This is a genomic window from Pseudolactococcus piscium (assembly GCF_002441695.1).
GTDB lineage: Bacteria > Bacillota > Bacilli > Lactobacillales > Streptococcaceae > Pseudolactococcus > Pseudolactococcus piscium.
Map to the genome: position 1 here is coordinate 26,685 of NZ_JXJW01000007.1, position 26,076 is coordinate 52,760.

29 protein-coding genes and 1 tRNA gene are annotated in these 26,076 nt (G+C 38.1%); 13 read left to right on the forward strand and 17 right to left on the reverse strand.

All coding sequences use genetic code 11. From position 1 onward, the window contains the following. Positions 1-80: 80 nt before the first annotated feature. Positions 81-410 carry a bacteriocin immunity family protein gene (locus RU86_RS04485; protein WP_096814256.1) on the reverse strand — a complete coding sequence of 110 codons (330 nt, stop codon included), beginning with the start codon at positions 408-410 and terminating at the stop codon, positions 81-83. Positions 411-533: 123 nt separating this feature from the next. Next, positions 534-605 (reverse strand) — tRNA-Glu (locus RU86_RS04490). Between the two features lie 180 nt (positions 606-785). Here RU86_RS04490 and RU86_RS04495 point away from each other — a divergent pair. From RU86_RS04495 to RU86_RS04505, 3 genes are all read left to right on the forward strand, one after another. Next, a complete protein-coding gene (locus RU86_RS04495) occupies positions 786-1,784 on the forward strand; it encodes an LTA glycolipid anchor biosynthesis glycosyltransferase, IagA/BgsA family (protein ID WP_096814257.1) in 999 nt (332 codons plus the stop codon). Positions 1,785-1,886: 102 nt separating this feature from the next. Continuing rightward, positions 1,887-3,218, forward strand: coding sequence for a glycosyltransferase family 4 protein (locus tag RU86_RS04500; RefSeq protein WP_096814258.1), 1,332 nt, complete (start codon positions 1,887-1,889; stop codon positions 3,216-3,218). Between the two features lie 58 nt (positions 3,219-3,276). After that, a complete protein-coding gene (locus RU86_RS04505) occupies positions 3,277-3,501 on the forward strand; it encodes a DUF1797 family protein (protein ID WP_047916414.1) in 225 nt (74 codons plus the stop codon). A gap of 49 nt (positions 3,502-3,550) precedes the next feature. Here the strand turns inward: RU86_RS04505 and RU86_RS04510 are convergent, their stop codons facing one another. The 4 genes from RU86_RS04510 to RU86_RS04525 form a co-directional block, all read right to left on the reverse strand. Next, a complete protein-coding gene (locus RU86_RS04510; protein ID WP_096814259.1) occupies positions 3,551-3,817 on the reverse strand; it encodes a GIY-YIG nuclease family protein in 267 nt (88 codons plus the stop codon). Continuing rightward, a complete protein-coding gene (locus RU86_RS04515; RefSeq protein WP_096814260.1) occupies positions 3,810-4,556 on the reverse strand; it encodes a tRNA1(Val) (adenine(37)-N6)-methyltransferase in 747 nt (248 codons plus the stop codon). Before RU86_RS04515 ends, RU86_RS04510 begins: the two co-directional genes overlap by 8 nt. A 104-nt stretch (positions 4,557-4,660) precedes the next feature. After that, a complete protein-coding gene (locus RU86_RS04520; RefSeq protein WP_096814261.1) occupies positions 4,661-5,563 on the reverse strand; it encodes a magnesium transporter CorA family protein in 903 nt (300 codons plus the stop codon). A 35-nt stretch (positions 5,564-5,598) separates the two neighbouring features. Next, the gene (locus RU86_RS04525; protein WP_096814262.1) at positions 5,599-6,045 is read right to left on the reverse strand and encodes a GNAT family N-acetyltransferase; all 447 of its coding nucleotides are present in this window, start codon (positions 6,043-6,045) and stop codon (positions 5,599-5,601) included. A gap of 164 nt (positions 6,046-6,209) precedes the next feature. Here RU86_RS04525 and RU86_RS04530 point away from each other — a divergent pair, with 164 nt between their 5' ends. From RU86_RS04530 to RU86_RS04545, 4 genes are all read left to right on the forward strand, one after another. Continuing rightward, positions 6,210-6,710: an NUDIX domain-containing protein gene (locus RU86_RS04530; protein WP_096814306.1), complete on the forward strand. Its 501-nt coding sequence runs from the start codon at positions 6,210-6,212 to the stop codon at positions 6,708-6,710. Positions 6,711-7,005: 295 nt separating this feature from the next. Beyond that, entirely contained in the window at positions 7,006-7,842 is an 837-nt protein-coding gene (gene licT / locus RU86_RS04535; protein WP_096814307.1) for a BglG family transcription antiterminator LicT, read from the forward strand. 22 nt (positions 7,843-7,864) lie between these two features. Continuing rightward, entirely contained in the window at positions 7,865-9,742 is a 1,878-nt protein-coding gene (locus RU86_RS04540) for a beta-glucoside-specific PTS transporter subunit IIABC (RefSeq protein ID WP_096814263.1), read from the forward strand. A gap of 197 nt (positions 9,743-9,939) precedes the next feature. Then, the gene (locus tag RU86_RS04545; RefSeq protein WP_179296201.1) at positions 9,940-10,740 is read left to right on the forward strand and encodes a putative ABC transporter permease; all 801 of its coding nucleotides are present in this window, start codon (positions 9,940-9,942) and stop codon (positions 10,738-10,740) included. A 99-nt stretch (positions 10,741-10,839) separates the two neighbouring features. Here the strand turns inward: RU86_RS04545 and RU86_RS04550 are convergent, their stop codons facing one another. After that, positions 10,840-12,009 (reverse strand): MFS transporter, encoded by a 1,170-nt coding sequence (locus RU86_RS04550; RefSeq protein WP_096814265.1) that lies wholly within the window; start codon positions 12,007-12,009, stop codon positions 10,840-10,842. A 218-nt stretch (positions 12,010-12,227) separates the two neighbouring features. Beyond that, positions 12,228-12,758, reverse strand: a complete 531-nt coding sequence (locus RU86_RS04555) for a GNAT family N-acetyltransferase (protein ID WP_096814266.1) — start codon at positions 12,756-12,758, stop codon at positions 12,228-12,230. 186 nt (positions 12,759-12,944) lie between these two features. Between RU86_RS04555 and RU86_RS04560 the strand changes: the two genes are divergently transcribed. Together RU86_RS04560 and RU86_RS04565 are read left to right on the forward strand one after the other, a co-directional pair. Next, positions 12,945-13,793 (forward strand): transporter substrate-binding domain-containing protein, encoded by an 849-nt coding sequence (locus RU86_RS04560; RefSeq protein WP_096814267.1) that lies wholly within the window; start codon positions 12,945-12,947, stop codon positions 13,791-13,793. Then, positions 13,780-15,255 (forward strand): amidase family protein, encoded by a 1,476-nt coding sequence (locus RU86_RS04565; RefSeq protein ID WP_096814268.1) that lies wholly within the window; start codon positions 13,780-13,782, stop codon positions 15,253-15,255. The genes RU86_RS04560 and RU86_RS04565 overlap by 14 nt, the downstream gene beginning before the upstream one ends. A gap of 72 nt (positions 15,256-15,327) precedes the next feature. Here RU86_RS04565 and RU86_RS04570 read toward each other — a convergent pair whose 3' ends face one another. Together RU86_RS04570 and RU86_RS04575 are read right to left on the reverse strand one after the other, a co-directional pair. Next, complete coding sequence (locus RU86_RS04570; protein ID WP_096814269.1) at positions 15,328-16,092, reverse strand: ABC transporter permease; 765 nt, start codon at positions 16,090-16,092, stop codon at positions 15,328-15,330. Next, positions 16,092-16,970, reverse strand: a complete 879-nt coding sequence (locus tag RU86_RS04575; protein WP_096814270.1) for an ABC transporter ATP-binding protein — start codon at positions 16,968-16,970, stop codon at positions 16,092-16,094. Before RU86_RS04575 ends, RU86_RS04570 begins: the two co-directional genes overlap by 1 nt. Before the next feature lie 707 nt (positions 16,971-17,677). Here RU86_RS04575 and RU86_RS04580 point away from each other — a divergent pair. Together RU86_RS04580 and RU86_RS04585 are read left to right on the forward strand one after the other, a co-directional pair. Continuing rightward, the gene (locus tag RU86_RS04580) at positions 17,678-18,436 is read left to right on the forward strand and encodes an Rgg family transcriptional regulator (RefSeq protein ID WP_096814271.1); all 759 of its coding nucleotides are present in this window, start codon (positions 17,678-17,680) and stop codon (positions 18,434-18,436) included. A gap of 496 nt (positions 18,437-18,932) precedes the next feature. Then, positions 18,933-20,213, forward strand: a complete 1,281-nt coding sequence (locus RU86_RS04585) for an MATE family efflux transporter (protein WP_096814272.1) — start codon at positions 18,933-18,935, stop codon at positions 20,211-20,213. A 537-nt stretch (positions 20,214-20,750) separates the two neighbouring features. Here RU86_RS04585 and rpsI read toward each other — a convergent pair. Next, on the reverse strand, positions 20,751-21,143 hold the full coding sequence (rpsI, locus tag RU86_RS04590; RefSeq protein WP_003137384.1) for a 30S ribosomal protein S9: 393 nt from the start codon (positions 21,141-21,143) through the stop codon (positions 20,751-20,753). Positions 21,144-21,156: 13 nt separating this feature from the next. Next, positions 21,157-21,603, reverse strand: coding sequence for a 50S ribosomal protein L13 (gene rplM, locus RU86_RS04595; RefSeq protein WP_047914548.1), 447 nt, complete (start codon positions 21,601-21,603; stop codon positions 21,157-21,159). Positions 21,604-21,771: 168 nt separating this feature from the next. Between rplM and rnhC the strand changes: the two genes are divergently transcribed. Continuing rightward, the gene (rnhC, locus tag RU86_RS04600) at positions 21,772-22,650 is read left to right on the forward strand and encodes a ribonuclease HIII (protein ID WP_096814273.1); all 879 of its coding nucleotides are present in this window, start codon (positions 21,772-21,774) and stop codon (positions 22,648-22,650) included. Beyond that, positions 22,647-23,243: a signal peptidase I gene (gene lepB / locus RU86_RS04605; RefSeq protein WP_096814274.1), complete on the forward strand. Its 597-nt coding sequence runs from the start codon at positions 22,647-22,649 to the stop codon at positions 23,241-23,243. The genes rnhC and lepB overlap by 4 nt, the downstream gene beginning before the upstream one ends. A 79-nt stretch (positions 23,244-23,322) precedes the next feature. Here the strand turns inward: lepB and hisE are convergent, their stop codons facing one another. From hisE to hisH, 5 genes are read right to left on the reverse strand one after another with little or no spacing between them, the layout of a single operon-like run. Further along, entirely contained in the window at positions 23,323-23,637 is a 315-nt protein-coding gene (gene hisE / locus RU86_RS04610; RefSeq protein ID WP_096814275.1) for a phosphoribosyl-ATP diphosphatase, read from the reverse strand. After that, a complete protein-coding gene (gene hisI / locus RU86_RS04615; protein ID WP_096814308.1) occupies positions 23,634-23,999 on the reverse strand; it encodes a phosphoribosyl-AMP cyclohydrolase in 366 nt (121 codons plus the stop codon). Before hisI ends, hisE begins: the two co-directional genes overlap by 4 nt. Then, positions 23,999-24,757, reverse strand: coding sequence for an imidazole glycerol phosphate synthase subunit HisF (gene hisF / locus RU86_RS04620; RefSeq protein ID WP_096814276.1), 759 nt, complete (start codon positions 24,755-24,757; stop codon positions 23,999-24,001). Before hisF ends, hisI begins: the two co-directional genes overlap by 1 nt. A gap of 1 nt (position 24,758) precedes the next feature. Next, positions 24,759-25,472, reverse strand: a complete 714-nt coding sequence (hisA, locus tag RU86_RS04625) for a 1-(5-phosphoribosyl)-5-[(5-phosphoribosylamino)methylideneamino]imidazole-4-carboxamide isomerase (RefSeq protein WP_096814277.1) — start codon at positions 25,470-25,472, stop codon at positions 24,759-24,761. Beyond that, positions 25,450-26,076, reverse strand: a complete 627-nt coding sequence (hisH, locus tag RU86_RS04630) for an imidazole glycerol phosphate synthase subunit HisH (protein WP_096814278.1) — start codon at positions 26,074-26,076, stop codon at positions 25,450-25,452. The genes hisA and hisH overlap by 23 nt, the downstream gene beginning before the upstream one ends.

A 26,076-nucleotide genomic window follows, 5' to 3' on the forward strand; every position in this document is an offset into this window, starting at 1 on the left:
ACTAATAAAGCGTCACAATAAAAAACGTAGCAGGCTGATGATGGCTTGCTACGTTTTTACATTGTGATGATACAGACGATTTATCGTATGCTCGTCATACCCATAAGCAAACTCGTTAATAGGCTCTGATCTCGCACAATTCTGTCTAGGGTTAGGTGCTGTTGGGTAAACGCTAGATATAACTCCCCTGTAGATTTAGGCAAAGTCCTATTTATCGCATAAGGAGTAAGCGCATTACAAAGGCTTGCGCGTTCACGGTCTACATCTTGAGATTTTTGAAACTGTTTATAGTGGCTCTCTAAAATCTGCTTGATCTCAGGTATTAGATCGCAAGCACCTATAGCTGTTGTCAGTAAGGCATCAAATTTTTTTATCGCATCTACTTGCTTTTCTTTTCGCTTAGCAAACATTTTTAATTTGCCACTTTCTATAACGCATCTTATTTCTATAACATATCTTAATTAACTAAATTACATACCGATTATCCTGAAAATACAAAAAAACTCATGTCCAATCTGACATGAGTTTACTGATAGTCCGTACGGGATTCGAACCCGTGATACCGCCGTGAAAAGGCGGTGTCTTAACCCCTTGACCAACGGACCAGGGTAAGTATTTATTGCCTTCTTTCTCAGCAACATAGATAATTATATCGTAAAACAGGTAAGCGGTCAACCCCTTTTTTAATTAAATACCTTTTTTTTTACTAATTATTTGTTTTTTTTGTAATCTACACCGCTAGTCTGATTTTTCCTTATCATTTTCTGATATAATAGACATAAGTTATGAAAATTTTATTATATTTGGAAGCCGAAAAATTCCTACGTAAATCGGGCATTGGCCGCGCAATCTACCATCAAAAACGCGCATTAGAGATTGCTGGCATTGACTACACAACAGATCCTCACGAGGATTTCGATATTGCACATATTAATACCTACGGCATTAAGAGCGTCATGCTGCTTTTTCGCGTTAAACGAATGGGTAAAAAAGTCATTTATCACGGTCACTCGACAGAAGAAGACTTTAGAAATTCTTTTATTGGGTCAAATTTACTAGCACCGCTTATCAGAAGATATCTTACCTTCTTGTATAGTCGTGCTGACCTTGTGATCACCCCCACGGAATACTCTAAAAAACTGATCTCATCTTATGGTGTAACCGTACCCATTATCGCAATTTCAAATGGGATTGACCTCGCTAAGTATAGCCGTTCTATCGAAAAAGAACTTGCTTTTAAAAAGCATTTTAAAATAGATAATACGCAAAAAATCGTCATGTGTGCGGCCCTTTACTTCAAGCGAAAAGGCATCGATGATTTCGTCAAAGTGGCTGAGATGATGCCTGATGTCAGGTTTATCTGGTTTGGAGAAACAAACCTATGGACAATCCCACATTCCGTAAGGCAACTCGTCACAAAAAATCACCCCGCAAATGTTGAATTCCCTGGTTACATAAAAGGGGACGTCTATGAGGGTGCTATGACCGCAAGTGATATCTTCTTCTTCCCTTCAAACGAAGAAACTGAAGGGATTGTTGTCTTAGAAGCACTTGCTTCAGATCAACATGTAGTTGCACGACGAATACCAGTCTATGAGGGTTGGCTTGATAATACCTCAGCAACACTCGTCTCAAGTAATGACGCATTTGCATCGGCACTTAGAGATGTACTAGCTGGTAAGATTGATAAACGTACAGCTGGCTATCAGGTCGCAGAAAGTCGCTCTATAGAGAATATCTCATCACAATTAGTAGCCGCTTATCAACAGGTTTTAGGACAGTAATGATGCGTATCGTGTCATAACGGTAAAGCAATATCCAGCCACTTACTTAAAGCATCAACTATTGTTTGTGCTATCCATTCTTTGATCACTAAAGGAGTAATTATGAGAATTGGTCTTTTCACTGACTCTTACTTACCACAAGTTTCTGGCGTTGCAACGTCTATAGAAACCTTATCCAACCAACTCACAAGTATGGGACATAACGTCTTTATTTTCACGACAACAGATCCGCAAGTTGATCCCGAAAATGATGAAAAAAATGTTATTCGCTTACGGAGCATTCCGCTAATCTCATTAGCCGAACGCCGCATTGTCCTCAAAGGGGTCGTGGCTGCCTATCAAGTTGCGCAGACTTACCATCTTGATATCATCCATACACAAACTGAATTCGGCGTTGGCATGCTTGGTAAATTGGTTGCCAGACAACTCAAGATACCAGTCATTCATACACTTCATACCAAGTATGAAGACTATGTGCATTATATTGCAAAAGGACGAATTATTAGACCAGGTATGGTCAAGTATATCATCAAAAACTATCTACATGGTGTAGACGGTGTGATTGCACCTAGTGATATCGTAATGGATACAATCAATCAATACGGTGTGTCAATCGAAAAACGCGTTATCCCAACTGGCATAAAATTAGATAAATTTGTACGACCAGAGATTAGTCCGGCAGATGTTGCTGAACTACGTACAAGTCTTGGCATTAGACAACAGGATATCATGTTGTTATCTTTATCACGTTTAGCTGAAGAAAAAAATATTCAAGCAATTATCACTAAGCTTAGTACGATTCGTGACCAAGTATCAGTCAAACTTGTGATTGTCGGTAGCGGACCTTATCAGGACAAGTTACAAAAACTTGTTTCTGATCTTAACTTGACTGATATCGTTGTATTTACTGGCCTAGTTGATAATAGTCAGACAGCCTATTACTATAAAGCTGCCGATTTTTTCATCTCAGCTTCTACCAGTGAAACACAAGGCTTAACTTATATTGAAGCACTTGCCTCAGGAACCCCAGTTTTAGCAGCTGATAATGCCTATCTCAGAACCTTAATAACTGATCCTGCCTTTGGCTGTCTCTTTGAAGATGACACCCACATACCTGATACGATTTTAAAAGCTATTTCGACAACACCTGCTTTTGACCAAGCAAAATATAATCAAAAGCTGTATTCAATTTCAGCAGAATGTTTTGCTGCGCGTGTCTATGAGTTCTATCTAGATAAGATTATCTCAAATAATCACTATTTAGCCCAAAAAGGAGAATCCATACCCAGACAAACAGCTAGACTATTTCGACAGGCGCCTGCTAAAACGGTCAAAACAGTTGTTAGAACACCAAAAAAAGTCGCCTATTTTGCAAAAAAAGCAATCAAACATGCCAAAATTCTAAAGAAGTATGGTAAAATAAAGTTAAAATAAAAATAGTGATTTAAGCAACAAAATCATCTCACTATTTAAAATAAAGGACTCTGTAAAAATGAAATCTCATCTCTCTGCTATTATCAATCGACTAGAAAAACTTATTGACTCTGGTGATCCTAAAGACACCTTTAACTTCGAAAAAAACGAAGAAGTACAAATCACTGTTAGCTTTGATGGCGACAATCAAGTCTTTATCGTCAAGTATCCAAAAATCAAAGAAACTTCAGATTTTGATAGCATCGACTTGGTTGCGATGGAAGTTTTTGATCTAATTTATTAAACAACAAAAAATGCCTATCAGTCCAAAGAAACTGGTAGGCATTTTTATGTTATAAAAAGACGCCTTTTTCACGTAAAAATGCTTCTTTTTTTGCGCGCTGTTTCAACGTTTTTTTAAACCAGTACTCTCGACTCATGGCTTGTGACTTGTCTGTAAAGCGTTCCGAGTAAATCAGCTGAACTGGACGTCTTGGCTGGGTATACTTAGCTCCTTTTCCAGCATTATGTGTCTCTAGTCGCTTTTGTAAATCAGTCGTATAGCCCCCATAAAGTGTCTTGTCGGCACATAAAAGGACATAAAAATAATGATTAGCCATAATAAATATGATGTACCTCGTCTGTATAACTACCGTCTAGCTTATGGATGATGAGCGGTGGCAGGAATTTCTCACCACCTGGTTTCCCATCCTTAATGGCATCGATTAATAGGATATTGGCATCTCGATCTGCTTTAGGATAGACAAACTGGATCCGTTTTGGCACAAGATGGTACTTTTTCATCGTCTCTATGATTTCAAAAAAACGATCTGGCCTATGCACCATAGCAAGATGACCATTTGTCTTGAGCAATTGCTGGCTAACCTTACAAATCATATCTAAATTCGTCGCTAATTCATGGCGAGCCAATAGATAGTGCTCACTTTCATTGACACGAGATTTTTCATCTAATTTAAAATAGGGCGGGTTACAAAAAATCAGGTCTGTACTAGATGGTTTAACATGTCTTAAGGTATTTGCCAAATCATCATGAATCACTTTCACTTGCTCGCCTAAGTCATTTAATGCAACCGAACGCCGGGCCATATCTGCCAGACGTTCTTGTAGTTCGACTTCCAGGATAGTTGCTGTTGTACTACTACTTGCAAATAAACCAACTGCCCCATTTCCGGCACACAAGTCAACAATTTGCCCACGTTTAGGGATATTGGGGAAGCGACTTAGGAGAACAGCATCTATGGAATAAGAAAAAACATCACGTGACTGAATGATTTTGACATCATTAGTCGCGAGTTGATCGATTCTTTCATTAGGATTAAGGATTGGTCGTATGGTCATTTCTTTATTATAACAAAATAGCAAAAGTTTCGGATACACTTTTGTTACAATCACGCGCAACTATCGTGATTAACGCTGCATCAGAATCAAATTTTTTCAAAAAGCTACTTGATGACTTTTTCTAAAATATAAGCTAAAATGCCCCACAAAACTGCGCTCATCAGTATCGTAATCCCCCAGCCAAAGACATTATGTTCTAGAGGTAGTGGCATATTCATACCAAAGAATCCTGTAATAATCGTTGGAATCGTCATTAAAATAGACAAAACTGTCAATATTTTCATGGTATCATTCAAGTTATTATTCAGGATATTATTATAAGTACCCGACAATTGTTGTAAGATTTGTGACGACAGTTGTGCCATCTCAGATAACTGCTTTGTTTCAATCAGGACATCATCTAGGCGTTCTTTTTCAGTTTCTGTTAATAGTCTAAAGATTTGGTGAGCTTTGACTTGTTCAATCAAAACGACATTTTGCTTTGATGACGAGACAAGATAGATAATACCAGTATCCAAATCGGATAAGGATAAGAGATTTTGTTTCGTTGTTTTTTCTTTTAGTTTTGTATTGATTCGTTTAATGTCCTGATCCATTGCTTCCACATAAGGGAAAAAAGAATCGACAACCAGAAATAGACTGCTAAATAAAAAATAAAAGAGACTACTGATTTCTTTTGAAGCCACTTGCTTAATCATCATCTCACAAATATAATGATTATTTTGATTGGATACGGTTAAGAGCGTATTATCTTTAACAATAAAGGTCATGGGAATCGTTTCGTAGTGATGGGCCACCTTAGTCCGATTTAAGACATTAAAGATTAAGACGAAAGTATTGGTTGCTTGATCATAATCTAAGTGAGCACGCTCATTTTTATCTAGCGAATAATCGACAATTTCTGCATCTATCTCATGGGTTTCATAAAATTGGCCTAGTGCTAGCTTATCGTTTGTCTTGATATTAATCCAATTCAACTCTTTTGTTAATTGTATATTGCGAATCATGTTAGTTTCTCCATTTTTCTTATCTGATGGTTGACTTATTTTGCAAGGATCATGAGCCCTTTTAACACCTCAAAGCCATTTTTAAGATAAAATTGCTCTGCTGGATAGCCTGCCTCAGTATTGAGTATGATTGCACCTAGACTCTTGCCACTAATATCTGCCTCGATCAGCTGCATAAACTGACTGCCAATGCCCTGCCCTTGATAAGAGATACCAACACAAAATTGATCGATATAATACTCCATCCCATTTATCCAAGGCTTTTTAAAGCCAAGACTTAGGCCAATGACCGTTTCTCCAGCGTATAAAACATAGCCAACAAAATAATTATTAGCTAGATGATTTTCAAAAAAAGTCTCGACTTGTTTGGTCGATTCAAATGTATCATACCAAGGTGCTTGCGTAAATGTATCAATGAATAATGCAACAGATGCAGCTAAATTACTGGCATCAAGCGGAGCTAGTTTAAGTGTCTTATCCATGGTTATCCCCTTGTCATTTTTTATCCTGTTAAACAATTCATTCTTATTCTATCACAACATTGCCTGATATGGCGACGCTTAACCTACTTCATTAATGGGTTATCCCACCGATTACTCAGATAAATATGGTAAAATTTAGCTATCAATCATGAAAGAAGTCAATGATGACAGAAAAAAACTATATTGCAGATATGCGTGCCCTAGTCGGACATACGGGAATGATTTTTGTGACCGCATTTGGCGTGCTTTGGAGCACTGATCGTTCTGAGATCCTACTAGAGCGACGTGCCGACTCTCCTGATACAGGTTGGGGATTCCCAGGTGGCTTTCTGGAGTATGGGGAATCCCCTATGCAAGCTGTCGTTCGCGAATTTAAAGAAGAAACTGGGCTTGATGTCGAGGTTGTCCGTATTTTAGGGCTTTCTACAAATATCAATGATAAAAATGCTTGGGGCGATGCACAAGAAAACATCGCCATTGGCTTTGAAGTAAAGCTAGTCGGTGGTAACATCCATGCAGATGGTGATGAAACACTGGAGGTGAAGTTTATACCTGTTTCTCCTGAACCAAAGATGTTTGTTCCTCAAGCGCAACGCACCATGCATAAAATTTTGACTGAAAATGAATCTAGTGAAAAAGCTTGGTTCCGTGAAAACGGGCAATGAAGATCGCAGTAAGCAGTCGAAAACTACTATTACAGCACAATATTAGCTAATAAAATCCAACTATTTCATATTTAATCCCAGAAATCATTGAAGCGCTTTCAAAAAAATGTTATACTAAAATTGTATAAGAAGATTGTGACTGGTCATGCAGGCTATACCGATATACGCAGATGTTTTATTTGTGTGTAAAAAGTATGGTCTTTTTTGCGTACAAAAATTGGGGGGAGAATCCATTGCAGATGTCATCTTTATGACAATTGCCGCAAAAAAATTAATCAAGAAAGGAGGTAAGCGATTGGAAATTGAAAAAATCATTAATAACAATATTATTCGCTCAAGTGATGACCTGAATCATGAAGTGCTTGTGATGGGGTGTGGTATCGGCTATCTAAAAAAAATTGGTATGGAGATTGATCCAGAAAAAATCGATAAAATTTATCGACTACAATCTAAGCAAGCCCTAAGTAACCTTGAGACACTCTTCACAGGCCTGCCCTTAGCAACAATTCAAGCAACAAATGACATTGTGGATTATGCTAAAACGTCTTTGGGTACTCAGTTGTCAGATAACATCTATTTGACACTTGCTGACCACATCCAATTTGCAATAGAGCGGGAAAAGGAAGGTCTGATAATCAAAAATGCCTTATTATGGGAAATTAAACAATTTTACCACCATGAATTTATGATTGGACAGGAATCATTAGAGATTATTCAACAAAAGCTTAAGATTAACCTACCCGAAGACGAAGCAGCCTTTATCGCGTTGCATCTTGTCAGTGCAACGCAAGATTATTCAGGTACGTCGCAAGCCAAGCAAACGATGACCCTGATTAAACAAGTTTTATCTATTATCAAATACCATTTTATCGGTATTGAATTAGATGAACATTCTCTGCACTATGACCGATTTATCACACATATGAAGTTCTTTATTCAACGTGTTTTTTCTGGTAATGAAATCAAGGAAGATGATGCTGATTTTCTAGTCATGCTAAAACAAAAATATAAGGAAGAATACCTATGTACCTTAAAAATATACGACCATTTTTTAAAACACCATAGTATTCACTTAACAAATGACGAAGTGATGTATCTGACAATTCATATCAGACGCATCACACAAAATTAAATAACCTAAAAAGGAGGTGCTAATGGACTATCAAAAATTAGCCGACCAAATTATCACACATGTTGGGGGCCAAAAAAACATTCAAAACTTAACCCACTGTGCCACACGTCTTCGATTCAATCTAACCGATGATACCAAAGCAAGCAGCGACACCCTAAAACAACTACCAGGTGTACTAGGGGTCACTAAGGGTGGTGGCCAATATCAGGTCATTGTCGGGAATGATGTCGAAAAAGTATACGACCTATTGATTGAGATGCTAGGCTTCTCAGATGGGGGCTCCGATGATAAAAAAAATCAGCATATCGGTACAAGGTTGATCGATATTATTTCAAGTATCTTTACACCCATTCTACCTGTCATCACAGCATCAGGAATGCTTAAAGCCGTATTAGCCCTTTGCACGGCCTTTAAATGGGTCGATCCCGCAACATCAACGGTCTATCAAGTCATTAATTTCATGGCTGATGCTGCTTTCTACTTTCTACCGATATTCTTGGCCATTTCTGCATCCAAGAAGTTTAAGTGTAACACTTATCTAGCGGCCATGTTGGGTGGGGTACTCTTACATCCGAACTTCATTGCCATGGTGACAGCAGCTAAAGAGAGTGGAAATGCCATCAAATTTGCCTTTTTACCTATCTACAATGCAAGCTATGCCTCAACTGTTATCCCGATTATCTTAACAGTCTGGTTCATGTCTTATATTGAGTGCTATGCGAAAAAATATTCACCTAAGATGATTGCCTTTTTTATAGTCCCGTTGATCACTGTGTTGATCACAGGACTAGTTGCGCTAGTTATTTTGGGACCAGTCGGCTACGTCATCGGGAATTATATCGCGAGTGGCGTCATGTTTCTGGATAGAACAGCTGGCTGGCTAGTGCCCACTCTCTTAGGTGCTTGCTTCCCGCTACTGGTGATGACTGGCACACATTATGGTATTATACCAATCGGTGCTAACAACATCATGACACTTGGTTATGATGCCATGATTGGCCCAGGAAACCTACCCTCAAATATCGCCCAAGGTGGGGCGGCACTTGCCGTCGGTATCAAAACTAAAAAAAGTGACATCAAGCAGTTGGCATTTTCTAGTGGCATCACTGCCGTATGTGGCATTACTGAGCCTGCACTATTTGGGATAAATGTCCGTTTTAAAACACCACTATATGCTGCCATGGCAGGTGGTGGTGCAGGCGGTTTGTTCATCGGTTTGATGGGTGTTAGACGGTTTGCCTCTGGCTCTCCCGGTCTCTTAACCCTACCCGTCTACATCGGTGATAAAGGACTGACCAATATCATCAATGCCTGCATCGGCTGTGGGATTGCCTTTATCGTCTCCTTCATCATTTCTTATCTCTTGTTTAAGGAGCAGAAGTCCATCGTTACAACACAAGAAACTGAACAAGCAGCTAGTGTACAGACAGCAGTAAATAAACAAAGTGTCACGACAATCATGGCACCTGTCTCTGGGGAGTTAGTCCCGATCAAGCAAGTAAAAGATGACGTCTTCTCTATGGAAATGATTGGTAAAGGCTGTGCGATCATACCAGATGACAAGCTGTTTGTATCTCCTATAAAAGGGAGTGTGACAGCTTTATACAAAACCAACCATGCCATTGGGATAAAATCTGACCAAGGAGTCGAGGTACTGATTCATATTGGTCTTGATACCGTCAAACTAGATGGCCAATTCTTTTGCGCACAGATCAAGGTAGGAGATCAAGTCGACATCGGTACCCCACTTATGATCGTAGACCTGGACGCCATCAAAGCTGCTGGATATGACATCATAACCCCTATCGTCATTACCAATGCTGCTGATTACACAGAAGTCTTGCCCATTACACCCACTATTGTAAGTCGTGAGCAAGTCATCCTGAAAGTGATTAGATAGAGTTCATTTAAGCCTAAAAAAATGAGAGTTTAAAACCGAAAACTAGTATTAGTTTTCGGTTTTAAAAGTAGCGATTAAGTTCGCACCTGTTTGGTATGACCTCCCCTAAAAGATAGGGCGTTATACTATATGATTTCCCAGTAGCAAACACACTTTTTAGCTTAGAAATGGTAGAATGGGCTAAAATGGAGGTCTTTATGCTGTCATCTCATGTCATCTTGACATTTCTCACCTATTTCCCTATCTATGCCTTTCTTGGCTGGTGCTTAGAAGTAATTTATGCATCGGTCAATACCAGTAAATTTGTCAATCGTGGCTTTTTAAACGGTGCTGTTTGTCCCATATATGGGGTTGGTGCTGTTTTACTCATTATTTTTCTAACACCACTTTCAAACCACTTACCCCTTCTATTCCTGGCATCAGTTATGATTGCAAGTCTTCTGGAATTGGTTGGTGGCTACATGCTAGAAAAGCTATTTCACATGAGATGGTGGGATTATACTGAGGAACCTTTTAATATCGGGGGATTCATCTGTTTAAAGTTCTCTCTCATGTGGGGGATTGCTGGCGTTTTCCTGATGAAACTCATACAGCCAATGATCGCTGGGATCTTAAGTCATTTACCTGCAACACCAGTTTTGCTGATTATTTGTATCTTCTACCTTATCTTAATTACAGACTGCCTCATCACAATTATTGCTATTGCACATCTCAACCGAGATTTGAGACAAGTCCATGACCTATCACGCCTGATACGAGCTGGGAGTGATACATTGGCAGAAAACCTTGGTACTTTCGCTGTCGATACGTCTGAAAAACTGGATAATCGTAAAGATGAACTTGCTGAAAGCCTGACAAAAGAACTAGAAGAGTTGTTGTCACATCAGACTAGAATTCGTGCACGCATTCTAAAAGCGTTCCCTAATGCCAAACACGACAGGGATCGCCGCGCACTAGACACACTTAGAGCACGTTATGAAGCGCGCAGAAAGAAATAGCTAGAGCAGCTAAAAAGACCAGAAACAAATGTGTTTCTGGTCTTTTTGTCTGTTTGATTATCCTAAGCTAATTACCAATTTGCTAAAGCTGATCCCTTATCAGTTCATCGTAGCAGGCTTATGGTTGGTATTCAAGAATAGAGAGAGAACACCTGTTCCTAAAAGAATAATTGCTGAGATATAATACGGGAAAATATGGTTCAGGTCAAATAAATAACCTGCTGCTAATGGCCCTAGAATGTTACCAAAACTCGTAAATGTTGAATTTAATCCATTTATCATCCCTTGTTGATGACCAGCATGTTTAGAAAGATAGGTTGTAACTGCCGGTCTGAACAAATCAAATGCTAGAAAGACAACAAAGGTTGAAAGAACGACAACCAGATGACTTTTTGTAAAGGCAATAATTGCAATGAAGACACCACTTGCAAAAAATGTTAATTGAATCAATCTAATTTCACCAATTTTTTGAACAATCGCATCAAAGAAAAAAACCTGACAGATAAGCGCGATAATCCCACTCACTGTAATAATCATGGCAATCTCACCTGTTGTAAATGAAAAGTTAGATGAGGCCATGATGCTATAAATCGCTTCAAATGCTTGCAAGCCAAATGATGAAATGAGGATGATTGCAAAGAGCGAGGCAAAAATCGGCCGTTTTAAAGTTGCAAGGATTGATCCCTTAACAGATTCGCTTACCTTCTGGATATTTTTTTCTGGTTCTTTTAAAACCATTAATGTCAAAATAAAGCCAATCAAACTTAATAATGAGGCCGCATAAAATGGCGCACGTATGCCCAAATAAGCAATAAGACCACCAACACCAGGACCAATGATAAAGCCACCACTAATGGCTGCTGAGACGATTCCCATCGCCTTTGGCCGTTCTGCAATCGTCGTCATATCTGCTACATAAGCTGTTACAGCAGGCATAATTAAAGCTGCTGCAATCCCGCCTAGACCACGTGACACATAAAAGCCATTTTTAGATTGGGCTAAGCCAAAAAGTAGCTCAGATATCGAAAAGATGATCATACCTGTCGCAATTATCTTTTTTCTACCCATTCTATCTGATAGTATCCCTGCCACTGGTGACATCAACAACTGTGTGATGGCAAAAATAGAGATCATCATCCCCATCGTGGTACCAGAAAAATTCATTTCATCTTTTAGCTGTGGAATGACTGGAATAACTAAACCAACACCCAAAAAGACTAGAAATAAATTGGAGATGGCTAAATACATCATACTTTTTTTATTTTTCAAAATTTCCTCCTCTATAAAAATAAAATATAAAAACAGCCACTAGGAATGGCCATCTCTTTTTTCGTATATCGTTTCTTTTTCTGTAAATCGGATAGCTACAAAATGCGCTACTACATGATACTGAAACTCACTACTCTTAACTTATTTTATTTTATCTTATTTCATTCTATCACATCTACCCTATTTGTCAAAAGAACACGTCCTATTTGGCATTCACATCACGATCCCATCTCTTTTTCAAATCTAAAAAAGTTAATGCCCAATTCAAGTGGCAAGCCACCGACTTGGTCTCCCTCTTGATGTGGGTCTCTATGCTTGATATTAAAGAACTCTACAATCTTGAACCCACAGCGATTGACATAGAAATGAATATTTCGCTTATCATAATAAGGGGTATGTGTTTCCCATATTTTAGTTCCTGGATAGGCTGCTTCAAGCGCCTGCCATATTTTTTGACCAACACCTTTACTTTGAACACCATCAGCTACATAGAGCAACTCTAGCTTATTATAGTGGCTAACATCATCGATTACAAGGACTGTTCCACCGACAATTTTATCATCTAGAAAAGCAAAATAGGCCCTTGATCCGGGTGTATTAAAAGAGGCCTCAATATCAGAGATTGGTAATACCAAGGCGTTTTGATGGCCAAATGTTGTCTCATAACTTTTTTGAAATGCAGTTTGTATGGCCTTAATAAATTGCACCTTTTCTGCTTTTTTCACAGGTACTAACTTGATATTAGACATGTTCCCCTCCCGCTAACTTTAACTGGTTCACGCATTACAGCTAGTATAACATATGTAAACGATGATTATTTGACCTACTTATGCCTACACCTATACATTTATAAACATAAACCCCTAAAAACGGGCACATTTTTTGCTAAAATAAACTATACAGAAAGGGAGGGTTCGCAAGAACTCATCGTACATATGAATAAAAAACTAATTTTAGGTCTGGCCTTATTCGCTATCACTTCTTTTGGCATCTTGAGCGGCTGTGATAAAGCAGCACCTACCAAATCCCAGAAAAAGGAAATCATCGTCGCAACAAATGCGAACTCTAAACCGAATACTTATATGGAAAATGATAAGTTGACAGGTTATGATATTGAACTGACACGCGCGGTTTTTAAACAACTGCCCGAGTATAAACTAAAATTTCAGGTGATTGATTTTAACTCAGTCTTATCTGGTGTTGACAATGGCAGATTTCAAATGGCCGCAAATGCCCTATCCTGGACAGCTGAACGGGCTGAAAAATATGGGTACTCGCTACCGCTTTCTAAATCAGCAACTTCTGTCGCAGTCAAACCTGGCATGAAAGTCAAAACGTTGACAGACTTAGCCGGTAAAACAACTGAAGTGTTGGCTGGTGTTCAAGTCGCAACCATGCTTGAAACTTGGAACAAGGAAAATCCTGATAAAGCCATGCATCTAACCTATATGGATGCTAGCTACCCGCTGACTTCCTATGTTGCGGATGTCGATTCTGGAAAAAGCGACTTCGTCATGTATGATCAAATTTCCTTAACGCAAATTATTAAACAACAAAACTACACCCTCAAGGTTGAACCAATTGACTTAGGGGCCACTGATAAGCATACTGGCTTTAATTACTTCATTTTTGGTAAAGATCGTGATGATAAAACCTTGCAGAAAAAAGTAGATGACGTATTAGTCAAGCTTTACAAAGATGGCACGATGGGCAAACTATCTGAAAAGTATCTGGGCGGTAATTTCATTCCTAGAAAGGATGAAATGAGCGATGCCAAGGATTAAGGATGCCACGTATTGGGCCGAAAAACTAGGTCAAGGTAAGGTCAGCACATCCGACTTACTCTTGCTAACCGAAAAAAAAATAACTGAGATTAATCCCAAATATAATGCGATAGTGGCCTATGATATTGCCAAGGCACAGGATGATCTGAGCATCACTAAAACAGGGTTTTTCGCGGGGCTTCCCTTTCCCTTAAAGATGTTAGGGCAAGATCACATAGGACTTCCATCAACTGCAAGTGCTAAGCTATTTAAAGACAACATCGCACAGGCTGATGATAACTATGTCAAGGCATTACTGACATCGGGCTTGACCCCTTTTGGACAAACCAATGCGCCTGAATTTGGCTTTAAAAATATTTCCGACTCAGCCCTCTATGGTGACACACGTAATGTCTGGAACCCTTCTCATTATTCTGGTGGGTCTTCTGGTGGTGCTGCATCTGCTGTTGCTTCGGGTATCTTTCCCATGGCAGGGGCTTCAGATGGTGGCGGTTCTATCCGAATTCCAGCCTCTTTCTCTGGTCTGATTGGCCTAAAAGTAACGCGTGGCTTAATGCCTCAAGGTCCAGATAGCTACCGAGGCTGGCAAGGCGCATCGACTAGTGGTGCTTTGACTGTCTCTGTTCGTGATACAGCGCATTTTCTAGCAGAAATGCAGCGCATGCAAGAAGCAGATCCCTATCAAGCCACCTTATTAGATAAGGATGCCCTACACACACTGACTGAAATAGATCGCCCATTAACGATTGCCTACTCTTTTGACACGCCGATTTCAGGTATTCCCATTTCGGATACAGCAAAAGCAGCACTCCAAAAAGCCATTGATTTCTTGAAATCCCAAGGACATCATGTCACGGAAGTCCCTTTTCCGCTTGACGCCCGTCCCCTGATCCAAGCTTACTATCAGATGAATGCTGCAGAAACCTATGCCATGCTCAAACCTTGGGAAGATGCAAAGGGCAGACACCTGACAAAACAGGAGGTTGAACCCTTGACCTATGCCCTGCTAGAAGCTGGTCGACATGTTGATGCGGCCTCCTATATTCAAGCCTTAAGCTCATGGGATACAGCCTGTGCCACTTTTGATGATACCCTGTTTAGCCAGGTTGATTTTTTCCTAACACCTACGACAGCAAAGACCGCACCTAGAATTGATGCCACCTTAATCACACCCGATCTACTAGAAAAACTAGTAAACACTCGTAACTATGATTTAGGTCAACAACTCACACATATCGAGCAAGCGTTTGAAGCCTCACTTGCCTATACCCCCTATAATTTCATCAGTAATCTAACAGGTCAGCCTGCCATCTCGCTTCCAGTCTACCTAGAAGCTGAAACCAACCTACCACAAGGCGTTCAACTCTGGGGTAGGAAGAACTCCGAGATTTTGATGCTTCGCTTAGCACGACAATTTGAAGCACATGACCAGTTTATCTTGCCTGAGTATTATCGTTCATAATAAAAAGCACAATTCTTGCTGAATTGTGCTTTTTTGCATTACATATCCACGACTGACAAGGATACCTGACCTTTACAAGTCTTGTTTTCTGATGAATGATAAGCCGATTAAGCCAAAGATAAGACCCTCTATCAAGGATAGGAGTAGGCCAACCCAGCTAGTATTTGGCATGGCATTCAGACTATTCGATGAATAGACCGCGATTGAACTTGTAAAGATAACGACGACAATACCGATTGCCATTGTAATGCCAAGATAAACAAAAATTCCCCAAAATTTGCCTCGTGTCATAATCACGACAAAGAATAGAATCACGATAGACGCTAGGGAGCCAACTAATGAGTTCAGTATGAGCATCAAAATATTGCCGATTGAAAACGTATCTGAAATCATACTTAAAAACTCGCTTAACTGATGACTATAGACGCCTAAAATTAAGATAAAAGGAATGATGAACATCGTAAAAAATGCCAATAACGTCGAAAGCAGCGTCGCAACCAGTTTGATGAAATAATAGGTCATGCGATTGACACCTGAAGCAATCATTAAACTCAGCGCCTTGTTACTGTAATCAACCGATAGTAAATGAAAGGGGTAAATGATTTGAAACGCCCAAATCCCAACAACTAATGCAAGTGTGAAAAAGACCGTTAATGCGATGAGTACAGATGGTCCGCGTCCAGGTTCTGAAGAATTTGAGACCGTTTGGTTGATCAAACTGATAATTAACACCGAGTCAACTAATGATAAAATCGTCAGCACACCAATAATAATCAACCAAGTCTTATCCCGAAAATTGCGATAAAATTCCATTTTAAAAATATTTTTTGAATTCATTAGTTTGATCCTTTCTTGATAAAGTCAGCAAATTTTGATTCTTTTTTGATACTATCAAAATTTACACCCGCTTCAACAGCATGACGAAAAGCAACTTGAAATGCTTCCGGCGTACTATCAAATCTAAGGGTGTCATCCTTGATCTCTACTTGAACCCCAGCATTCGTTAAGAAAGTCTCTAAAACATGGACATCACTGACAGACACTGTATAAGTTAACAGTTCTGTTTGGTCTTTCAAGTCAAAAGTTGCCTTGAAATCACCGTCTGATAGCAGATAAACTTTATCACAGATCGCTTCAATATCTTCTTGAACATGGCTAGAAATCAGTACCAAGCAGCCTTTTTGTTTGAGTGCCAGTAGATACTCTCTAAACCAGGCAACAGACTTCGCTTCAATACCACGGAAAGGCTCATCAAAAATCAGAATATCAGCATCATTCATCACAGAAATGAGTAAAATCAGCTTTTTCTTCATACCAAGTGAATAAGTCCCGACATTTTTGTTCAGTACACCAGTATTCAAATCAAGCTTTTCTGCCAATTTGAGTGCTTTTTCTTCATCAAATTCACCACGTAATCCACCAAAATATCTGAGATTAAATAGGCCTGTATAGTTCTTATACAGTTCCATATCATCCAAAAGAATGCCCACTTTTGTCAATATGCTTGGGTTTTCTTTGATATTTTCGCCATCGAACTGAATATTACCTTGATAATTTGTGATAATATTTGTCAAGGTTTTAAAGAAAGTCGTCTTACCGACCCCATTATTACCGACAATCCCATAAATTTGGCCTGATTCGAAAACACCTTCAGTGATTGATAGTACCTTCTTTGATTGATATGAAAATTTAACAGCTTCTACTTTAATTTGCATACGTTCACCCCTTTTTTGCTATTATAACATATTTGTTTTATTAAAAAGCAACTGAATGTTAGACACTTATAGAAAATGCCTAGCATTTGAAACAAAAAAACACCCTATGGTGTCATGATGTGTCCCTCAGAATATAGACAATCTGAGTTAAAACTAAATACCGTACTAGGTTATGAAAAAGGTGCTGATGTCTATAAATTTATAGCTAAGAAATATCATGCTAATGATCTTAAGAATATTAAATATTGGGTTGCTCTGTACTAATCTCTTAGAAGTGTTGGTCTTCAGCGTAAATAGCAAAATACAGTTTATGATAACCAAGTTAAACTCAATGCGGTAAACTTATACTGAACAGGCGAAAAATTTTATCAAGAAGACGTTGAACAGTTTTGTATAGCCATTGATAATTGTGTCAAATATTTAGTCTCTTATTCAAATGATTTAGCAGAATATGAATTTACTTTACCTCCTATGATGGTGAACTTGATACATTTTATTGGCTAAATAAACAGTCAAAAGTACAGTTATTAGCTAGTATTTAATACGAATTGTTTTCTTCCATTATGTTATAATAAGAAAAATGAGGTATAGTAATAGTAAGTTATCAGGATAAAGATATGCCACCATGCTTTATTTGATTAAATGATCAGTATATTTAGCAAAAATTAAACGACTATGTATCAATTGGTAAAACTAGGAGAAAAAAGATGTTAGATTTTAAAAACTTAGGAAGTCATTATAAAAAAGTAAGAAAATCCAGGGGATACACGCTAGGTGATATTTCAAGTGATTACCTAAATAAATCGCAACTGTCAAGATTTGAAAATGGGACTCAAATGTTATTAGTTGATGGTTTTATGCATGCAATAAAGGGATTGAATATGACAATTAGTGAATTTTTTTTGACTATTGGCAATTTTGAGGCAGGAAGTTTACATACTTTTGGTGAAAAATTACAAGAATTGATTAATGATCAGAATATCGAAGGTCTTAACGAGTTAATTGTCCGAAATCCAAGAACAAATGAAAAAAAAATATTCAATATTAAAGTAAAATGTGCGATTAGAGAATTATCAGGTAGAAATTTAATAACAGATGAAGAGCGTCATTTTATTGATGGGTATCTAACAAATCGTGAAGAATGGACCGCTTTTGATATTGATGTGTTTGGAATGTGTCTAGAATCTTTAGATAGTGAATTAGTTTTTCAATTGGGTATGCAATTGGTAAAAAAAGATAAGTTTCGAATGTTACCCTATAATGATCATATTGCTAAAAGAACTTTAGTAAATATCTACGTTTATATGGTACTACATGGTAGATTTTTATATGCTGAAAAAATTGAATCAGAATTAAATATTTTATTAAACTCTATGGATACAGAAGAAAGAATTGCAATATATATATTTAAAAAGATTGCTAAATTTAGAAAAGAAAATACGCCAGAATTATTGAAACTTTTTTGATTAACTTCAATTAAAAACTGATACTATCATAATAATATCAGTTTTTAATATTTTCCAGGGTTTAACAATCCTCGTAAAAAGTATAGCATAAGCATGCCTCCTAATTTGATAAGTATATTCTACCAGATTAAGTATTAAAAAAAGAAAAGTTGCTAACTTGCAACAGTTTTTTATTAAGTGTTGCAAGTTAGCAACTTTTCTTTTGTCTTTTTTTCTTGTGATAAAATGAACATGTAAATTAGTTCGAACAATTTACTAACAATAACGTTACTTTTATTACTAGAAGTAGAGAAAGGAGGGATGTTATGAATAAGAAAAAATTTCAATTTAAATCAAATTGTGCTTGTGTTTCAAGATATTTATGATGTTTCGGATGAAGAATGTAGAGAAGCAATAATTGACTATTTGGAGGTCATTCCATTCCAATATATTATTTACGCTAATTTAATACAGACAAGCATCTATTTATCACTTTCTCCTTTTTCAGAGGTCAGATATGTTATCTAAAATTCAAAAATTTACCTTGCCTTTAATACTTACCCAATTACCTCAATTGCTTGTTGGCCAGTTAACGATGATTATTGCTGTTAATAAAAGCACAAATAATATGGCAGGAATTATAACCGTACAAAGTTTTCTTTATGCTTTAGCTGGTATTTTAGGAGCCGCTGCTTTCGCTTTTAATATCTTAGGAAGTGAGGCGGTAGGTGCTAAAAATGATAAAAAATATCAGTCCTTGATTAAAGCATCCCTCATTATCAACTTAAGTGTTGGATTGATATCTGGTATTATATTGGTATTAGGTGGTCATCTTTTTTTATCAGTTGTCTATGGATTTTCAGGAGAATTACTAAAAGTCGCAACTTGGTATCTGTTAATACAATCTCCTTATGTTTTGCTGATTCTATTTACTTTCTTATTTACTAATTTACTAAAAATGAAAAAAAAGACACAGTGGATTTTATATATATCTACGTTGATGATGCTTTTTAATATTGGTATTAATTGGTTTTTTGTCCAGTATTTATCGTGGGGGATAATAGGTGCAAGCTTAGCATCAACTTGCACACTAACAATTTCTGTTTTAACATATGGTTTTATTTTGCGACGCACACTCGTTAAGGCGTTGACTACCCGAGTTATGGCTATTAGAGATATTTTAAAAAAAGCGCTCCCTTTGGTAGGGCAAGAAATTTTAGAAGGTATCATTTTGATTGTTGTCTTTGATGCCTTGATGGCAAGACTTGGTATTAATACACTGGCTTTATATGCAATATGTATGCAAGCGATAACTTTTATCAAAATACCGACAATGATGTATGGTAATGCAGTTACAATATTTGTTGCTGAAGCAAAAGGTAATAATAGCGTAAAACAAGACTTGTCTAGTATTTTAAGGATAACAATAACAAGTTCTAGTATTTTCTATTTTTCAGGTATGATTTTATTTAGTTTATTTGGATCAAATTATGCTAGCTTATTTGTTAATCAGGAATTAGCCGCACAGTTTAAAATAGCTTTCATGATAGTTACTAGCCTAACTGTATTTTCTATAAGCTATGAGCTATTAAAATATTGTCTTCAAGCTCTTGGAGAAGAAAAAAAAGTTTTGAATTTGACTTTTATTGTCAATGGTTTAGCTTGTTTGATTATGGTTATATGCCAATTTCTATCAATGAGTAGTTTTACTTTCCTTTATGTGATGAATGGTTTAGCTTTGTTACTACTGAGTATTACTTTCATCTGGAAATTAAAAATGAATCTGAAATTAATGTGATATGACCGTTTCGTATTTTCATTTGAACTGTCGTGCGCTCTTCAACTTTAATTATGAACCTTAAAAATTTACATGTTAGATTTTATTAAACTAACTTGGTCTGATGATGGTTTCGTACAAAGATATCGAATTATTATTTTGATAGCAATTGATTAATAAAGTTACATAAAAATAAAATCTATCAAATTATGATAGTTTTTTTATTTGAAAACATTTTGAAAGTGATGAAAAAATAGTTATAATATGATCTGAATACGTTTTGGAGCAAATAGAATTAGACAAATGGTATCCAGAAGTCATTTATCAGTTATGTGTAGTAATTGATAATTGTGTTAGATAATTAGTCTCTTATTTAAATAAATTGGCAGAATATGAGGTTAACTTATCACAGATGATGATAAAAGTTCGAGAAATTGCTTACCGTAGTCTTAAAAAATGACTGGTGTGAATTTGGAGTGAACTTCACCAATAAAAAACAAAAAAAACACCCTATGGTAGAAACCATAAAGTGTTTGAAACGTTGCTCTATAAAAGATATTAACGTTTTGAAAACTGTGAAGCTTTACGGGCTTTTTTAAGACCAGCTTTTTTACGTTCAACCATACGGGCATCACGAGTAAGCAAACCAGCACGTTTTAATGACGCACGGAAGTCAGGGTCTACATTTAGAAGCGCACGTGAGATACCGTGACGGATCGCACCAGCTTGTCCTGCATAACCACCACCATTAACGTTTACAAGAACGTCGTAAGCACCAACTGTTTCAGTTGCGCCAAATGGTTGGTTGATTACCAAACGCAAGTCAGCGTGTGGGATATATTCTTCAACATCTTTGTTGTTTACTGTGATTTTACCAGTGCCGGGTACCAAACGTACACGAGCTACTGAATTTTTACGGCGTCCAGTGCCGAGGTATTGTACTTGTGCCAATGTCTAGTCCTCCTTAGATTAATCCTGTAATGTCAAGCACTTCTGGGTTTTGAGCTTGGTGTGTATGCTCAGCGCCAACAAATACTTTAAGTTTCATGCCTTGAGCACGACCAAGCGTGTTATGTGGCAACATACCTTTTACAGAAGTTTCGATAAGACGAACTGCATTTTTTTCACGCAATTCACCAGCAGTGATTGATTTCAAACCACCTGGGTACATTGAGTGTTTGTAGTAAATCTTGTCAGTTGCTTTTTTACCAGTTAATTTCACTTGTCCAGCATTAATAACGATAACGAAATCGCCAGTATCTGTATGAAGTGTGTATTGTGGTTTATTTTTGCCGCGTAGAATGCTCGCTACAACTGCTGACAAACGTCCCAAAGGAATATCTGTCGCATCAACAACGTGCCATTTACGTTCAACTTCGCCTGGTTTAGCGAAATAGGTAGTTTTGTTCATGATTTCTCCAATTTTTTTACTGTAGTTTACGGGGTGTCCGTGAATCGTTCCTTATCCATAGACGGTATTTTCAAGTTTCCGGGACCTAAAAATGGGGTAAACAATACCGCTTTCAATAATATCATGTTTTAACAGGTTTTGTCAAGTTTTTTTGTTATAATAGTTTTTATGACCATCGTTTTAAAGTTAGCCCAAAAAGAAATTGCCCATCTCATTGTGACCTATCAAGCCTATAGGTCTGTTACATCTAATCCATATATCCAATTTTTAGCTAAGCCACAAGGTTGTGTTATCACAGTTTATAGCTCAGGAAAAGTCATGTTCCAAGGTGAACGTTCCGAGCATTACGCTAGGCCATTTGGTTATCATAGTATGCCAACTGCTAAGATACCGCAAACTAATATCATCGGAACTGATGAAGTTGGTAATGGGTCTTACTTCGGCGGACTAGCTGTCGTCGCAACCTTTCTATCAGATCAAGATATCCCACTTATTAAGAAATTGGGTGTCGATGATTCTAAAAAATTAACGGATACTAAAATAAGACAAATTGCACCAATTTTAAAGGATAAGATGCAACACAAGGCACTTTTGCTCACACCTAGCAAATATAATGAGGTCATCGAATCAGGTTATAATGCAGTTTCAGTCAAAGTTGCCCTGCATAACCAAGCCATTTTTCTTCTGGAAAAACAAGTATCTGTTGTCCCTGATCATATCATCATAGATGCATTTACAACTGAAAAAAATTATGCCAAGTACCTCAAAAATGAAGCAAATCAAACTAGCGGAAAGGTCACACTAATTCAAAAAGCTGAGGGACAGTTTTACACTGTTGCCGTTTCATCTGTTATCGCAAGAAGCCTATTTCTTGATGAACTAGATGACCTATCACAAGATCTTGGTATAACCCTACCCAGTGGGGCAGGTCACAAATCTGACCTAACAGCAGCTAACATCATTAAGCAGTTTGGAGAGTCAACACTTAGTCAAGTGGCGAAACTTCATTTTGCCAATACCGAGAAAGCGAGAAAATTAAATAAATGAAAGTACTTAAAGAATGGGGCCCCTTTGTCCTGATTATCCTCATCGCTCTCATATTGCGTATTTATGTATGGAAACCCGTGATTGTCGAAGGACATTCTATGGATCCAACTTTGGCTGACAAGGAACGGCTTATTATCGTCAAAACGGTGAATATTAAGCGCCAAGAAATCGTCGTTGCTAAAGAATATGACCGCAATAGTGGTAAAGAAAAAAATATCGTCAAGCGTGTTATTGGTCTGCCAGGCGATACAATAAAATTTGACGCAGATGTGCTAACCATTAATGGCAAAGTAGTTGAAGAGCCTTATCTGAAAGATTATAAGGCTAAGTTTTCGAAAGATAAACTACAAGAGACCTTCAGTTACAATGGCTTTTTCCAAGAACTCGCACAAAACGCCGCAGCGTTTACAATTTCAGCAACTGGGGAGACTAACTTCACAGTTACTGTACCTAAAGGACAGTATTTCTTAATGGGAGATGATCGATTAGTCTCACAAGATTCTAGACAAGTTGGTGCATTTTCGAAGAAAGACCTCGTCGGCGAAGTCAAACTCCGTATTTGGCCACTTAAGAAAGTAGGGACTGTTGATTAAGTTAAAAAAGCTTGTCATCGGATTGATGGCAAACTTATCGTTATGTACGTATGACGAAAATAAATCTATTTGACCAAGTCTAATAATCATTTATCTCTGATCGGTCATGGACATGAGATTGCTTACCAGTTCGCGCATCAAGTACTGCTTGAATATCAGCTGGTGTAACGCCAGTTTCAGCTAGCATGACAGCGATATGATAAAAGACATCTGCTGTCTCGTTGGCGATCTCAACCTTGTCTGCATTTTTAGCAGCAATGATGACTTCTGTCGCTTCCTCACCAACTTTTTTGAGAATTTTGTCTAACCCTTTATCAAATAAATAAGTCGTATAAGAGCCTGTCTTAGGCTCTTTTTTTCTGGCAATTGCCTGCTTGTATAACTCTGTAATCATTTAGTTTCCTCCCTAATCGCTAATACATCTGTAAAAAAGCAACTTCTAGCTCCTGTGTGGCAAGCCGGACCAACTTGCTCAACAGCAATCAGAAGCGTGTCAAAATCACAGTCCACCTTAATGCTTTTAACATATTGGTAATGGCCTGACGTATCACCCTTGTGCCATAGTTCCTGACGAGACCTCGACCAGTACCACATTTCTTTTGTCTCTAATGTCAGCTGATAACTTTGCGCATTCATGTAGGCTAACATCAAGACTTGGCCATTTGCAATATCTGTCACGATAACAGGAACAAGACCATCAGGACTTTTTTCAAAATCAAGTTTAATGTCAGTCTGACTAAAATTTGCTTGCCTCATCATAAACGTACCTCAATCTGATTTGCTTTCATTTTCAATTTGACGTCCTTAATATCTATCTCACCATAATGAAAAACACTGGCAGCTAAAGCCCCTGTTACTGATGTTTGCTGGAATACGTCAACCATATCATGAGCTGTCCCTGCACCACCAGAAGCGATCACAGGAACATTTACAGCATTGGCAACCGCATTACTTAGCGCAATGTCAAATCCTGATTTTGTCCCATCTTTATCCATACTCGTTAAAAGAATTTCACCAGCACCTAAGGCAACTGCTTGCTTAGCCCACTCGACTGCATCAAGACCCGTATCCTTACGGCCACCATTGACATAGACATGAAAACTGCCATCCGCTTGTTTTTTAGCATCTATGGCAACAACAATACACTGGTTGCCAAATTTTTCTGCACCCTGACGAATTAAGTCAGGGTTTGCGACTGCACTGGAATTGATGCCGACTTTATCTGCACCAGCCCTCAGCATCTTACTCATATCAGAGACAGAGCGAATACCGCCACCAACTGTAAACGGGATGAAGACTTGATTTGCCACATGACGCACCACCTCTACCATCGTATCACGTGCCTCATGAGTCGCCGTAATATCAAGAAAAACAAGCTCATCGCATCCTTGTTCATAGTAGAGTTTAGCTGTTTCTGCAGGATCACCAACATCGGTTAAGTTAACAAAGTTGACACCCTTGACAACACGACCATCTTTGACATCCAGACAAGGAATGATTCTTTTTGCTAGCATGTTAGTACTCCCTTAACGCATCTAAACTAATATTGCCATTGTAGTAAGCTTTACCAACAATCGTACCCGTGACCCCGATATCAGCAAGAGCGCTCAAATCACTGACTTCAGCAATTCCCCCAGAAGCGATGACAGAAGCAGACGTCAGGGCCTCCTTTAGCTGCTCATAATGGCTAAGATTTGGACCCGTTAAGGTCCCATCACGGTCAACGTCAGTGTAAACAAATAGGCGGACGCCCATTCTTTCCATCTCAAGTGCCAAAGTAATGAAGTCAACATCAGATGTTTCTAGCCATCCCTTAGTCGCAACCATTCCTTTTTTAGCATCGATCCCAACCACAATCTTATTCGCACCAAATTGTGCTAACGCCTCTCTAACAAAGTTAGGATCAGTGACAGCCATCGACCCAATGATGACGCGATCGACACCATTTGCTAGATAATCACCAATTTGTGCTAATGTGCGAATACCACCACCAACTTCAATCTTTAGACCAGTCTGCTTGACGATATCTTCAATGATTGGTGCGCTGGTTGCTCTACCATCTAGTGCGCCATCTAAATCAACAACGTGTAAATAGGTCATACCGGCTTTGGCAAAGATTTTCGCTTGTGCCAAGGGGCTATCATTCACAACTGTTTCTTGTTCAAAATCGCCTTTATATAAACGAACTGCGCGACCATTCTTGATATCAATTGCTGGTAGTATTTGCATAGACAATCTCCTTAAAGTTTTCTAGGATACCCAAGCCGACATCTCCAGATTTTTCTGGATGAAACTGACAGCCATAAACATGACCATGAGAAATCATAGCTGGAATGGCTATGCCATAGTCTGCTGTTGCATCTAAAAATTGTGATGCAACGTCTGTAAAGTAGGAATGTACAAAATAAACATAGTTATCCTGTAAACCTCTTGTCAATACCGTGTCACGATGAACACTTAAGTTATTCCATCCCATATGTGGTACTTTTAAGCCTTTACCTGCTGGAATAGCGCGACAGATTCCTGGAATTAACCCCAGTCCTTCTGTAACTGTATGTTCTTGTGATGCGTCAAGTAGCAGCTGCATCCCTAAACAAATACCTAAAAGTGGTATACCACTTGCGACAGCTGTCTTCAGACTTGTGATCAAGTCACGTTTTTCAAGCTCAGCCATTGCCATAGGAAAGGCCCCAACACCTGGTAAGATGATGCCATCAGCAGTCTTGATCACATTTTGATCAGCTGTCAAAACTGCTGTTACACCAAGCTTCTCTAGTGCACGCAACACATTTGCTGTATTGCCTGCGTCGTAATCAATCACTGCAATTGTCAT